Origin of the sequence: Halodesulfovibrio marinisediminis DSM 17456 (genome assembly GCF_900129975.1) — a bacterium.
GTDB lineage: Bacteria > Desulfobacterota > Desulfovibrionia > Desulfovibrionales > Desulfovibrionaceae > Halodesulfovibrio > Halodesulfovibrio marinisediminis.
In genome coordinates, this window is record NZ_FSRG01000004.1 from 720286 (window position 1) to 733723 (window position 13438).

Consider the following 13438-nt stretch of genomic DNA (forward strand, 5'->3'; position numbering starts at 1 on the left):
GAGGCAGATTTCTGTTTATCGTGAGCAGATATAAAACGCAATAAAAAATACACCGCAGCGGTTGAATTTCTTATATTACTTAGGAAAAAAAATAATTTTCACATATATGGAATAAAAAAACGCCCTGTACATGGTGAACAGGACGTATTTTATTATGTTTTTTGCAGCGTAACTGCAATGTATCGCTTTGTAGTTATACGACTTCGTTAGGATAAATAGCTTCGTAAGACTTTTTGTACTCTGCAAATCTACCTTCACGAATAGCCTTACGTGCTCCACGAACAGTGTCGAGGAAGTAGGTAAGGTTGTGGATAGAGTTCAGACGGAAAGAGAGCAGCTCTTTTGCCTGGAACAGATGACGCAAGTACGCACGGGAGAATGTGCGGCAAGTGTAACAGTTACAGTTCGGATCAAGCGGTCCGTCATCTTCGGCATACTCTTTGCGCTTGATGCTGATTTTACCCTGTGAGGTGTAGAGAGTGCCGTTACGTGCGTTACGGGTAGGCAGAACGCAGTCGAACATATCAATGCCGGCGTTAATACCGTTGATAATGTCGAGCGGGGTACCGACGCCCATAAGGTAGCGTGGTTTGTCTTTTGGAAGCAGAGGAGCGGAATGGTATAAGATTTCCATCATCTTCTCTTTGCTTTCACCAACAGACAGACCGCCAAGTGCGAAGCCGTCGAAATCTTCAGAGGTCAGCTGTGCAATGGAGCGTTCACGTAAGTCTTTGAAGAAGCCGCCCTGTGTGATAGCGAAGAGAAGGTTGTCTCCGGCGCCACGAGGGTATTCTTCACGACAGCGTTTTGCCCAGCGGGTGGTCATTTCCAAGGAGCGGGCAGTGTATTCTTTGTCAGCGCCAAAGCCTACGCATTCATCCAGCACCATCATGATGTCAGAGTTCAGGTTGCGCTGAATCTGGATAACTTTTTCCGGTGTGAAAAGATGCTTGGAACCATCCAGATGGGAGCGGAAGGTGACGCCTTCTTCTTTGATTTTTCGTAAATCGCTGAGGCTGAATACCTGAAATCCGCCACTGTCCGTGAGGATTGGTTTGTTCCAGGAATTGAACTTTTGCAGACCGCCATGGCGTGCAACAAGATCGTCGCCCGGACGAAGGTATAAGTGGTAGGTGTTGCCGAGAATGATCTCAGCGCCAATATTGTTCAAGTCGTCAGGAGCAATGCCCTTAACGCTGCCTACCGTGCCCACAGGCATAAAGATAGGCGTCTGCACTACGCCGTGCGCAGTTTGCAGTTCACCTGTACGGGCAGCTCCGTCCGTTGCGTGTAATGTAAATTCTCCGATTTTTGCCATGGCGGCACTATACTCAGGAGCACACGCAAAGTCATCCCAAATTGTGTATCAAAAATTGGAGCCTAGTTTTTAATATAACAGACTGAAATGCAAAAGGCTGCTTCTGGTTATAGAAATCAGAAGCAGCCTTAAGAAGGTAGGAGGACAAACGTTATTTTTGGAGTTTAACGTTGTTTAAAATTTCAGTGGCAGAAGCGACCATGCCGCCTACGTTTGCCATGTCGGCCGGAACGATCATGGTATTTGATTTCTCAGCCATTTTACCGAACTCGTTAATGAACTGTTCTGCAATTTTCAGCTTAGCAGCTTCAGCACCGCCCGGTGCAGCCATAGCATCTGCAATCATGGTTATACCTTTTGCAGTAGCTTCTGCAATAAGCATGATTTCTTCAGCTTGACCGGCTGCTTCGTTAATTTTTTTCTGCTTTTCACCTTCAGAAAGTTCAATTGCTTCCTGTTTTAAGCCTTCTGCACGGTTGATACGGGACTGTCTGTCGCCTTCAGAACTTGCGATTTCTGCACGTTTTTCGCGTTCAGCTTTCATTTGTTGTTCCATGGCATGCATTACAGTTTCAGGAGGTGTGATGTCCTGAATTTCGTAGCGCATAACTTTGATGCCCCATTCGCGTGCAGCTTCGTCAATAGCACTCACAACCGCGGCGTTGATGCTGTCACGTTCTTCAAAGGTTTTATCAAGGCTGATTTTACCGATAGCAGAGCGCAGGGAAGTTTGTGCCAATTGACCTGCCGCAAGGTAGTAGTCGTTTACGCCGTAGCAGGATTTCATAACATCTTGTACCTGAATGTAGAGGACACCGTCGATTTCAACCACAACGTTGTCGCTGGTAATGCAGGACTGAGATGGGATGTTTAAGATCTCTTCTTTGGTAGAGCGGCGGTAGGCTACCTTGTCTACAAAAGGAATGAGGATATGCAGACCGGCTTCAAGGGTTTTGGAGTACTTACCTAATCGTTCAATAACGTAGGAGCTTCTTTGTGGCACGACAACAGCCGTTTTAATCAGCGTAATGAGAACAAGAACGGCGATAACAATAGAGGTGATAAGACTGGTCATGTTAATCCTTTTTAACAATGAAAGTATTGGGGTCAGATTCTTTGCGGGCGAGAATGGTTACAGTAGAACCGGAAGGAATAGCTTCGTCTGCCTCGGCGTTCCAGAATGTACCCTGATATTTTACGCGTCCGCTGATCGTGCTTGAAATTGATTCAACAACGATTGCGGTTGCGTTTATAGCTGCATCTTTGAAGACTTCATCATCAGAAGAAGTCTGACCAAATATCTTTGGCATTTGTTTTCGCAGAAGAGTTAACAATGCAACAGAAGCACAGAAAAATGTTACAACTTGGAAGGTCAGAGACTGATCCAGCAATGCTGCACAGCCTGCAAACAAGGCTCCGGCTGAAAAGAAAATAATAATGAAGGTTGGCGTAAATATTTCAATAAGAAAGAAGGCAACTGCTAACGCAAACCAGCCCAGCCAGAGAAAATTGACATCAAAATCCATGGTAAACATTAAATGAATACTCCATATTGCATGCTATATCTCCTTATGCGTAGGTGGAGACGAGTATCATTTGCAGTTGATCGAGTAAACGGAAATATACTGTTAATAATTACAAAAAAGAAAAAAGAACATATAAAAGAGCACATGTAATAGTTATATTACGTGTGCTCTTTGTTTGGGGTGTCTTTTATTATTAAAAATTTGAAGATTATTGCTTTAATAAGAGTGCTGCTCTCGTTTTGTTATAATAAAAAAATATTCATAAAATAGTTTGTTGTTCAAAATTTTTATCTATCTTTATAGCGAAAATGAGTGTCCATAATAGCGTACTCAACATTATGCTCGATTTTAGTAAGGATTTGTTCAAGGGCTACTAAAAATGGAACACCGTTTTCCGCTTCTCCTATATCAGTAAAATGCATGTCATCCATTATTACACTGAAGTTGGCTTTTTGCGGTTTAGGCATAGAGCCGCTAACAGAAGGGGTAATGACGTGTACATTCTTAATGATATATCGGTTTCCGATAACTTTCTTGTAGTCAATGTCTTTTGACGGATTAGGCGGAAATTCACGTGGTTCTGGAAGTTTGTTTCGTAAGTTTTGGAGCAGGATATCAAAGTTGTTTTCTTTGCGATTGGTTATATGCGAGATATCCATTGCTTTAATCGTAAGGTTATCAATGATGATGGTTCCAGTGCCAATGGATGATGGGAGCATGTTTATATCTATTTCCCCTATTTGGATGCAGTGCCCGCGGGGGAATCCGACAGGATTGGCAAGGTATACATTGTGGATGGTCCCATATCCGGAAAGAGTGGACAGTTTGGCATCCTCAAGCTGCACTCGAGTGCCCATGACTTTAGGCCCTATGTAATGTGCTGTTTTTTTTAGGATTGGATTTATGGAAACCGTTGTGTACGAGCTAATTCCGAATGCTATTACGCCGGAAAGCAGCATTAATAAGAAAATCTTTTTCATGGAAAGAGACTCCTTGCCAGGTGTGTGTCGATCTCAACTGTAACGATAGAATTATGAGAGTCTTGCAGCAAGGATTAAAGAAAAGAATACCCCGTCTACTGAAGTGTTGATGGCTACACTTCATAACAGTTTGAATGTGTTACAATGAGTTTTAATCGTTACAACATAAAAAAGCTCATTCTGTTGGATGGTTACAACAGAATGAGCTTTGCTGTTTACGCTGTAGTAAAATACGCTTGATGCTTTTTATGCGTATTTATAGATTTTTACGACTCGATAGTGTGTGGCAACAAAAGATATACAAGGTGATCTAACGTATTAAGAAGTTCCAGATATACTCCGCCGCTGGCCATAGGGGGGCCAAATAAGGCTGTCCGTTGGTTGCGAAGCGATTCCGATGAAACTGTTTCAGGGAATGTTTTTGAAAGGGTCATAGCAAGACGTTCAGCCAGGAGGTATCCTTTCACTCCTTCATAAAAGATGTTCAGATTGCGCATAAAATCTTCAGAGGCGTCGTTCCAGAATTCTTGAGCTGCAGGGGTTGGCTTCATTGAAACGGCAGAGCATAAGCTGTTATAAAGGTTGTTCAGGTTTGCACCCGGAATTCCAGCTCGCCATCCGATAAGCCATGAATTTCTTGCAAAGAATAAACAATGGTTCTTGCCAATTGTAACAATATCGTCAAATATCCCTTTTGCTTCCAGCAACTGTTCGTCCGTCCATTGCGGCGTTTCAGTTGCTGGGTGCCAGTCTGTTACCAACGTTTGTTTTGCTGTAATCGTGCCTTCGGTAAGTGTATTGATAATATGGGCAAGCCAAGCGTTTGCTTCAGGAGAATTCGGAGTCTCAAGGTGCGTGTAGCTTAGTACATAGCGACCTTTCCCGAATTTTCCTGTAAGAATGCATGGTTGTCCTTCGAGGAATTCTGGGCGAAGTTTGATGCCGTACAGTGATTCCCATTCGTTGAAGGTTCCTGGCGGCAAGGTGTTTAGCGGCAGGTCGGCAATCCAAAAGTCATTACCCGGAGTTGAGTAGCTGGCTAGGATTTCAACGTCGGTATTTTCTTTTGGGGAGAATCTGGCTGGCCACCAGACTGGAAGCGCTGGTTTTTCCGGAAAATTATCTGGAATCAGGTCGGCGGCGTGAGTAATGTTTGCACCGATAGAAGAATGAAGATGACCGCTTACAAAATGTTGCATGCGGTTGGTAAATTTGGCGCGTTCCCACGGGCAAAGATTAAGCCCGTTTTTACCGGTAAGACCAAGTCCTGCGCCACCGCAGAAGCCAAGGTACTTGCCGCCATTAGCAACATATTTACGTATTTCTTCAATTCCTTTGGAGCCAAGGGCGTTTGCTTTGAGCCTGGCATTGCCGCCAGGAGCAAGAAGTAAGGCTGGTGGGTTGCAAGAAAGCAAACCCTGCGCTATTTCTTCTCCCCGCACAATGCAGTATGGAAGTTTCATTGCTTCCAGTGCCCGCCAGACGAGTAGACCCCATAGGTGGGATTCGTCCCATAATATATAGATGCTTGACATTGTCCTTCCGCTAATTAATCTGACTTTTTTCAGTCGTGGAAGCGCACTCTACCAAGCGAGGGCAGCGAGTGCAAATAGTTACAATACTAACTTGAAAAAGGGGTGTCCTGAAGTGCAGTTAGAGGGAATGTTCTCTTGCTGATGCGGGGGGAACCCATAAACCGCAGGCACCACGGTCATGCAACGTGTGTCTGGGGTACATAATGATACAAAATCAGGCGTTACGCGCCTGAATACAATAACGAATCTGGAGTAGCAGTATGGCGGAAAACGCTCTTTCTAAGGGTTATGAATCTCAAACAGTTGAAGACCAGTGGCGTAAGTACTGGGAAGAAAACAACGTGTTCACACCGGATATGGATGCCGAAGGTGAACCATATTCTATTGTTATTCCGCCACCAAACGTCACCGGTGCTCTGCACATGGGGCACGCTCTTAACCTTACTTTGCAGGATATTCTTTGCCGCTACCAGCGTCAGAAAGGTAAAAAAGTTCTGTGGGTACCGGGTACTGACCACGCAGGTATTGCTACTCAGAACGTTGTAGAGCGTAAGCTTGCAACTGAGGGGCTTGGTCGTCACGATCTTGGCCGTGAAAAATTTGTTGAACGTGTATGGGAATGGCGTGAAGAGTACGGCAGCCGTATTCTTAATCAGGTTCGCAAAATGGGTGCATCCGTTGACTGGACCCGTGAACGCTTCACCATGGACGAAGGTCTTTCCAAAGCTGTTCGTAAAGTTTTCGTAGAACTTCACGAGCAGGATCTCATTTATAAAGGCGACTACATCATCAACTGGTGTCCTCGCTGTCACACTGCTCTTGCTGATGACGAAGTAGATCACGCTAACGAACCAGGTGCTCTGCACTACGTTAAATACCCGCTTGCGGATGGCTCCGGCGAACTCATTATCGCAACCACCCGTCCTGAAACTATGCTTGCGGATACCGCGATTGCTGTTAACCCTGATGATGAGCGTTTCAACCATCTCATCGGTAAGAAAGCAATTCTTCCGCTTGTGGGTCGTGAACTCGACATCATCGGTGACAGTTACGTAGACATCGAATTTGGTACAGGTTGTCTTAAAGTTACCCCTGCGCATGACCATAATGACTGGGAGCTCGGTCGCAAACATGGTCTTGAGGTAATGAATATCCTCAACGAAGACGGTACTCTTAACGAAGATACCGGTGAATACGCAGGCCTTACTTGCGTTGAAGCACGTGTAAAAATCCTCGAAGCACTGAAAGCTGAAGGCTTCCTCGATCGAATCGAAGAACATGAGCACAGTGTTGGTCACTGTTACCGTTGTAAAACTATTGTTGAGCCGTACGTATCCACTCAGTGGTTCGTAGCAATGACTAAACTTGCTCCACGTGCTCGTGCAGCTGTACCTGAACTTACTCAGATTTTCCCAGAGTCTTGGATTAAGACTTATAACCACTGGCTCGATAACATTCGTGACTGGTGTATTTCCCGTCAGATATGGTGGGGACACCGTATTCCGGCTTGGACATGTCAGGATTGTGGTGAGCTTATTGTATCTACAGAAGATCCAACCACCTGTAAGTGTGGTTCCAAGAATCTTGTACAGGACGAAGACGTTCTCGATACCTGGTTCTCTTCTGCTCTCTGGCCTTTCACCACTATGGGCTGGCCTGAAAAAACTAAAGAGCTCGATACATTCTACCCGACTTCTGTACTTGTTACCGGTTTTGACATCCTCTTCTTCTGGGTTGCCCGTATGATGATGATGGGTCTGCACTTTATGGACGAAGTACCGTTCCATCATGTGTACATCCACGCTCTCGTACGTGACGAGCAGGGCAAGAAAATGTCCAAATCTACAGGTAACGTTATCGACCCGGTTGAGATGATCGACAAGTATGGTTGTGACTCCCTGCGCTTTACTCTGACTTCATTCGCAGCAATGGGGCGTGACATTAAGTTGTCTGAGCAGCGCATCGACGGTTACCGTAACTTCTGTAACAAAATTTGGAACGCAGCTCGTTTCGCGCTGATGAACCTGCCGGAAGGAAAGCCTAAGACTTTCGCATTTGACGAAATCGACGGCGTACATCACCGCTGGATTCTTTCTCGTCTTGAATCTGTGAAGAAAGATATGGATAACGCTATTACAAGCTACCATTTCAACGAATCTGCTCAGATCATGTACAAGTTTATCTGGAACGAGTTCTGCGACTGGTACCTTGAGCTTATCAAGCCTGATATGCGTGCAGGCGGCGAGCGTGCAGAAAAAGCACAGTTTGTACTCTGGACTGTTTTGCAGGAAATGATGGTTATCCTTCACCCAATCATGCCATTCATTACCGCACAGGTATGGAGCGTGCTGCCGGGTATGGAAAACAAAGACATCGCAACTGAGTTGTATCCTGAAATGCGTCCTGCATGTGAAAATGCCGAAGCTGAAGCTGCAATGAACCTCATTCAGGAAACAATTGTTGCAATTCGTACCATTAAAGCAGAGCTCAATGTTGCTCCGCAGACTCGTCTCAGTGTGCTTGTTCGTACTGCATCTGATGAAGCAAAAGCACTGTACGAAGATGCAATGGAAGTAATGCAGGCTCTCGCTCGTCTCGATGGCGTTGAACTTGGCGCAGACGTTGAAGCACCAAAAGCTTCTGCTTCCAGCGTAGTTCAGGGTAACGAGGTTATCGTACCTCTCGAAGGTCTCGTAAACTTTGAAGACGAACTTGCCCGTCTTGATAAAGAGCTCGGTAAAGTTGAAAAAGATCTCAAACAGGCTTCCGGCAAGCTTCGTAACGAAAGCTTTGTTAACAACGCTCCGGCTGCTATTGTTGAAAAAGAGAAAGCTCGCGCTGCCGAACTTGAAGATACCCAGCAGAAACTGCTTAAGCTTAAGAAGCGTCTTGTTGACGCAATGGGCTAGTAAGCAAGTTTAGGATGCTAAGAGTTGGAGGCTGGGCAGGTATATGCCTGCGGCGCTTTTGTCTCCGACGAGCAGGGAAATAATTTCCCCTGCACCCCATGCTAGGCGATTGGATTTGTTGCAAAACGAATATACGTTTTTGCAATAGGTTGTTGGCTGAGATGGGGGAGTACACATAACTGGTTGCATGTTAACGGGCTTTGAAAAAAAGCCATTAGCAGTCCGCGGTCATGCGGGTGCGGGGCAGAGTCCTTGTTCCTCGGAGAGCCGCCGGAGGCAAACACAGTTTTGTTCCATCAAGTAAGATAAAGTTATTATCAGGGAACCGGAGGCAACTCCGGTTCCTGATTATTACCGGAGGAATGATGAAAGTTTACCTTATCGGTGCTGGTCCGGGCGATCCCGGCCTGCTGACAATTAAAGGCCGTGATATTTTGAGTACCGCAGATGTTATTGTGTACGACTATCTTGCGAATGCTGAATTTCTTTCTTACGCAAAGCCTGAAGCCGAAATTATCTACGTAGGTAAAAAAGGCGGCGACCACACTCTGAGTCAGGAAGGTATTAACCAGCTCATCGTTGATAAAGCGAAAGAGGGTAAATCTGTTGCACGTCTGAAAGGTGGCGACCCGTACATGTTCGGTCGTGGCGGCGAAGAAGCTCAGGAACTGCTTGCTGCCGGTGTACCATTTGAAGAAGTACCGGGTATTACCTCTGCTATCGCAGGTCCTGCATATGCTGGTATTCCGCTGACCCACCGTGATTATGCTTCCTCCGTGTCCTTTATCACCGGTCACGAAAACCCAGATAAGCCTGGTTCTTCCCATAATTGGAAGTCCCTTGCTACCGGAACATCCACTCTCGTGTTCTTTATGGGTATGAAGAATCTGCCGCATATTTCCAAGCAGCTTATTGAAAACGGTATGGACCCTGATACTCCGGCAGCACTTGTGCACTGGGGTACAACAGCAAAGCATCGTTCCATGTCTGCAACTATCGCAACTCTTCCTGAAGAAGGCGTAAAGCAGGGCTTTACCTCTCCTTCTCTCATCGTTGTTGGTAACGTAGTTAAGCTCCGTGAAGAACTTAACTGGTTCGAACAGCTTCCACTGCGCGGTAAAGGCGTAGTAGTAACTCGTGCTCGTGAGCAGGCAAGCGGTATGGCAAAATCCCTTACCAAGCTTGGCGCAAACGTAATTCAGTTCCCAACTATCAAAATTGATCCGCTTGCTGACTACAGTGAAGTACATGCAGCAATTAAGTCCCTTAACGAATACGAGTGGGTTATCTTCACTTCCGTTAACGGCGTAAAGCATTTCTGGAATCAGCTTGCAGAGCTTGGTCTTGATACCCGTGCTCTCGGTTCCTGCAAAGTTGCGGCAATCGGCCCAGCAACAGCTGATATTCTTCGTGAAAAAGGTGTTGAGCCTGATTTTATTCCAGAAAAATACGTTGCTGAAGGCGTTGTAAAAGGACTTCTTGAGCGTGGTATGGACGGCAGCAAGATTCTGCTTCCACGCGCTAAAGTAGCTCGTGAAGTATTGCCGGAAGAACTCCGCAAAGCTGGTGCACAGGTAGATATTCTTCCTGTATACGAAACCAAGCCAGCAGGTGAGCAGCGTGACGAAGTTCTTGAACTCATCAAAAGCGGTGAGCTCTCCTGCGTAACTTTCGGTTCTTCTTCTACCGTTGAAAACTTCTTCGATCTCGTGTCCCCAGACATGATCAAAGAACATCGTGACAAAGTGAAGCTTGCTTCTATTGGTCCGATCACTACAAAAACTCTTGAGCGCTTTGGTTTTACTCCGGATATTCAGCCGGAAGATTACACCATTCCTGCACTTGTGGATGAGTTGGTAGAAAAGTTATAGTAAGATTTCCTCCGGCAGGTCTTCGACGAGCCTCCGGCGGCATATGCGCCACTACCTTTCGAAAGATTGGTTGAGGTAGTGTAAGAATATAAGAAGAGGATAGAACTTTTGTTCTATCCTCTTTTTTTATGTAAATTATCAAAGAATAAAACTGTGAGAGTAATTACTCTACGTACCTGAAATCATATTTAAAATGAGTATGTTTTAGCGAAGGGGTACGCATGACTTTTACACCGAAAAAGCGAGTGCTGGTAACAGGCGGAGCAGGGTTCCTCGGGGCGCATTTGTGTAAGCGTTTGTTGGAAAAACAGTGTGAAGTAGTGTGTGTGGACAATTTTTTCACAGGCACCAAAGAGAATATTGTCCACCTGCTTGAAGATCCATATTTTGAGTTACTCCGGCATGACATAACTTTTCCGCTCTATGTTGAGGTAGATGAAATTTACAACCTCGCGTGTCCGGCATCACCGATACATTATCAGTATGACCCTGTTCAGACAGTAAAAACCAGTGTGCATGGTTCTATTAATATGTTGGGACTCGCAAAGCGTACCGGTGCAAAGATATTTCAGGCTTCCACATCAGAAGTATATGGCGATCCAGAAATACACCCGCAGACAGAAGATTACTGGGGCAGGGTTAATCCTAAAGGGATTCGTTCCTGCTATGATGAAGGGAAGCGTTGTGCGGAGACGCTTTTTTTCGATTACCAGCGTCAGTATGATGTAAAAATAAAAGTAGCTCGTATCTTTAATACATATGGTCCGCAGATGCATCCGCATGACGGGCGTGTCGTATCTAATTTTATTATTCAAGCTCTCAGAGAAGAGCCTGTGACAATTTACGGTAACGGGATGCAGACCCGCTCGTTTTGCTTTGTGGATGATCTGGTAGAAGGCATGATCCGCCTTATGGATAGAACAGATGATTCGTTCGGGGGGCCAGTAAATTTAGGTAATCCTCACGAGATAACTATCCGTGAATTGGCTGAAAAAGTTATTGAACTCACGAATTCTAATTCCGTGCTTAAATTTAATCTTCTTCCGCATGATGATCCGAAACAGCGTATGCCGGATATCAGCTTGGCTCGTGAAAAGCTTAATTGGTCTCCAACAACGAGCCTCGAAGAGGGATTACAGAAGACCATTGAGTACTTCAAAAGCAAAAAAGAATAAGCACGAGCTGTTAATTTAGAAAGACATGAAAGAAAAAAGGGCTGTCCTGGTAACAGGGACAGCCCTTTTTAAATTTAATGAAAGGTAGTGAGGCAATAAGCCGTGATCAACGCTTGTGATGGACTTACCTCGCAGGCAGCAATTTAAGATTAGGCCTTTTCGCCCACCAATTTTTCTTCTTTCTTCGGCTTAGTAGTGCGTGACTGAACAACTTTTGAGTTTGGTTCCACATCATGTGTAATCCAGACGTTACCACCTATCATGGTATCGTGACCGATGGTGATGCGCCCAAGCACTGTTGCCCCTGCATAAACAGTAACATTGTCTTCAAGGATTGGGTGGCGCAGGTTGCCTTTTACAAGCAGTCCATCGCTGTCTTTAGGGAATGACAACGCACCGAGAGTTACCCCCTGATAGAGACGGCAGCATTTACCAATGATGCAGGTTTCGCCTATTACGACGCCTGTACCATGGTCAATAAAGAACTCTTCACCAATCTGAGCACCCGGGTGAATGTCGATTCCAGTGTTGGAGTGAGCCATTTCACTGATGATACGAGGGATAATAGGAACCTCAAGACGGTAGAGTTCGTGTGCAATACGGTGATGAATCATCGCTGTAATAGATGGGTAACAGAAGATGGTTTCACCTGGAGTTTTTGCGGCAGGGTCGCCTTCAAATGCAGCTTTTACGTCTGAAGCAAGAAGTCTACGCAGCTTTGGCAGCGACTGAACAAACTTCATGGCTGTGGTACGTGAATGTTCTTCGCAAGAAGTGCACTCGTCAGCAAACTCAGCACAGATAAAACAACCACCGCGTTTAATTTGTTCTGCAAGAATTCGATAAATAGAATCAAGGTTTGCAGACAGATGGTACCGCATGGATTCAAGGCGTACGGTTTTATCCCCAAAATAGCCTGGGAAAAGGGCAGCCTTAAGTCGTTCTACCAGTTCAAGCAATGCCTCTGTTGAAGGCATTGGGGCATCGTGTTTGGAACGATGGTATACCGCAGCGTAAGATTCTGGAGCGCAGAGCTCTTCAACGACATTGTCGAGTTCTGTCATATTGTGTTGCTCCAGTTCAGCGTAATTACGTTGCATGAGGTCTCCCTTGCGAGTTTGCTAGTCAGCTTCTGTAAAAAGCGGGGTTGAAAGGTAACGCTCTGCTGTGTCGCAGATAATAAATACGATGCGCTTACCTTTGTTTTCTGGTCGTTTTGCGAGCTGTAACGCCGCGTATGCATTTGCTCCAGACGAAATCCCGCACATGATACCTTCTTCTTTCATAAGGCGACGTGCCATGGCGAGTGCGTCTTCGTTGGTTACTCGTATTATTTCATCAATCACGTTCCTGTCGAGTACTTCCGGTATAAAACCTGCCCCGATGCCCTGAATTGCATGAGGACCGGCTTCGCCGCCTGAAAGAACAGGTGATGCATCTGGTTCGACAGCAACGCACTTAATTTCTTTGTTATGTTGTTTAAGTACGGAACCAACACCGGTAATTGTGCCGCCAGTTCCTACGCCTGCAACAAAAATATCGATGGTGCCGTCAGTGTCTGCGAGAATTTCTTTTGCAGTTGTCTTACGGTGAATTGCAGGGTTTGCTTCGTTTGCAAACTGCTGAAGATGGATGGCATTAGGGTTTTCTTCAGTAATGCGGTTTGCTTCTTCAACAGCGCCAGCCATGCCTTTAGCGGCTGGGGTCAGGATGAGCTGAGCACCAAAACCTTTGAGCAGGGCTCGGCGTTCCTGACTCATGGATTCCGGCATGGTGAGAATAAGTGGAAAGCCTTTTACAGCGCAGGTGAAGGCAATGCCGATGCCGGTGTTACCGCTAGTTGCTTCAACAAATACAGTCTCTTCATTAGTTTTACCGGAATCAATAGCGGTCTGCACCATGTTGAAGCCAATACGGTCTTTAACGGAGAAGCATGGGTTCATGGACTCAAGCTTGCCGATAACTTCTGCCTCAACGTTTTCTGAAACGCGGTTGAGTCGCACTAATGGTGTTTTGCCAACAAGGTCAATCATTGAATCTGCAATGTTCATGGGAGTTCCTTATAGGATGAAAAAAAAGGTCGGACAAACTATATGCGTTGTCCGACCCAGAAGTGTAGTCTTA

10 protein-coding genes are annotated in these 13438 nt (G+C 45.6%); 3 read left to right on the forward strand and 7 right to left on the reverse strand.

The window, feature by feature from the left end:
• Positions 1 to 193: 193 nt before the first annotated feature.
• From tgt to BUR09_RS07695, 5 genes are all read right to left on the reverse strand, one after another.
• Positions 194 to 1318: a tRNA guanosine(34) transglycosylase Tgt gene (gene tgt / locus BUR09_RS07675; RefSeq protein WP_074216344.1), complete on the reverse strand. Its 1125-nt coding sequence runs from the start codon at positions 1316 to 1318 to the stop codon at positions 194 to 196.
• A 151-nt stretch (positions 1319 to 1469) separates the two neighbouring features.
• On the reverse strand, positions 1470 to 2393 hold the full coding sequence (locus BUR09_RS07680) for an SPFH domain-containing protein (protein ID WP_074216345.1): 924 nt from the start codon (positions 2391 to 2393) through the stop codon (positions 1470 to 1472).
• Between the two features lies 1 nt (position 2394).
• Complete coding sequence (locus BUR09_RS07685; RefSeq protein ID WP_074216346.1) at positions 2395 to 2853, reverse strand: NfeD family protein; 459 nt, start codon at positions 2851 to 2853, stop codon at positions 2395 to 2397.
• Positions 2854 to 3131: 278 nt separating this feature from the next.
• Positions 3132 to 3824, reverse strand: a complete 693-nt coding sequence (locus BUR09_RS07690; protein WP_074216347.1) for an AsmA family protein — start codon at positions 3822 to 3824, stop codon at positions 3132 to 3134.
• A 266-nt stretch (positions 3825 to 4090) separates the two neighbouring features.
• On the reverse strand, positions 4091 to 5359 hold the full coding sequence (locus BUR09_RS07695) for a BPL-N domain-containing protein (protein WP_074216348.1): 1269 nt from the start codon (positions 5357 to 5359) through the stop codon (positions 4091 to 4093).
• A gap of 260 nt (positions 5360 to 5619) precedes the next feature.
• On the opposite strand from BUR09_RS07695, the gene BUR09_RS07700 reads away from it, so the two are divergent.
• The 3 genes from BUR09_RS07700 (at position 5620) to BUR09_RS07710 (ending at position 11314) form a co-directional block, all read left to right on the forward strand.
• Positions 5620 to 8268: a valine--tRNA ligase gene (locus BUR09_RS07700; protein ID WP_074216349.1), complete on the forward strand. Its 2649-nt coding sequence runs from the start codon at positions 5620 to 5622 to the stop codon at positions 8266 to 8268.
• A 365-nt stretch (positions 8269 to 8633) separates the two neighbouring features.
• Positions 8634 to 10139, forward strand: a complete 1506-nt coding sequence (gene cobA, locus BUR09_RS07705) for a uroporphyrinogen-III C-methyltransferase (protein ID WP_074216350.1) — start codon at positions 8634 to 8636, stop codon at positions 10137 to 10139.
• A gap of 221 nt (positions 10140 to 10360) precedes the next feature.
• On the forward strand, positions 10361 to 11314 hold the full coding sequence (locus BUR09_RS07710) for a UDP-glucuronic acid decarboxylase family protein (RefSeq protein ID WP_074216351.1): 954 nt from the start codon (positions 10361 to 10363) through the stop codon (positions 11312 to 11314).
• Positions 11315 to 11463: 149 nt separating this feature from the next.
• Here the strand turns inward: BUR09_RS07710 and epsC are convergent, their stop codons facing one another.
• Both epsC and cysK read right to left on the reverse strand, forming a co-directional pair.
• Entirely contained in the window at positions 11464 to 12414 is a 951-nt protein-coding gene (gene epsC, locus BUR09_RS07715) for a serine O-acetyltransferase EpsC (RefSeq protein ID WP_074216352.1), read from the reverse strand.
• A 21-nt stretch (positions 12415 to 12435) separates the two neighbouring features.
• Positions 12436 to 13365, reverse strand: a complete 930-nt coding sequence (gene cysK / locus BUR09_RS07720; RefSeq protein ID WP_074216353.1) for a cysteine synthase A — start codon at positions 13363 to 13365, stop codon at positions 12436 to 12438.
• Between the last annotated feature and the right edge of the window lie 73 nt (positions 13366 to 13438).

Coding starts and splice junctions, on each gene's coding strand:
- BUR09_RS07680 (WP_074216345.1), bottom strand. CDS start 2,393: ATGACCAGTCTTATCACCTCTATTGTTATCGCCGTTCTTGTTCTCATT.
- cysK (WP_074216353.1), bottom strand. CDS start 13,365: ATGAACATTGCAGATTCAATGATTGACCTTGTTGGCAAAACACCATTA.
- tgt (WP_074216344.1), bottom strand. CDS start 1,318: ATGGCAAAAATCGGAGAATTTACATTACACGCAACGGACGGAGCTGCC.
- BUR09_RS07685 (WP_074216346.1), bottom strand. CDS start 2,853: ATGTTTACCATGGATTTTGATGTCAATTTTCTCTGGCTGGGCTGGTTT.
- BUR09_RS07690 (WP_074216347.1), bottom strand. CDS start 3,824: ATGAAAAAGATTTTCTTATTAATGCTGCTTTCCGGCGTAATAGCATTC.
- BUR09_RS07695 (WP_074216348.1), bottom strand. CDS start 5,359: ATGTCAAGCATCTATATATTATGGGACGAATCCCACCTATGGGGTCTA.
- BUR09_RS07710 (WP_074216351.1), top strand. CDS start 10,361: ATGACTTTTACACCGAAAAAGCGAGTGCTGGTAACAGGCGGAGCAGGG.
- cobA (WP_074216350.1), top strand. CDS start 8,634: ATGAAAGTTTACCTTATCGGTGCTGGTCCGGGCGATCCCGGCCTGCTG.
- epsC (WP_074216352.1), bottom strand. CDS start 12,414: ATGCAACGTAATTACGCTGAACTGGAGCAACACAATATGACAGAACTC.
- BUR09_RS07700 (WP_074216349.1), top strand. CDS start 5,620: ATGGCGGAAAACGCTCTTTCTAAGGGTTATGAATCTCAAACAGTTGAA.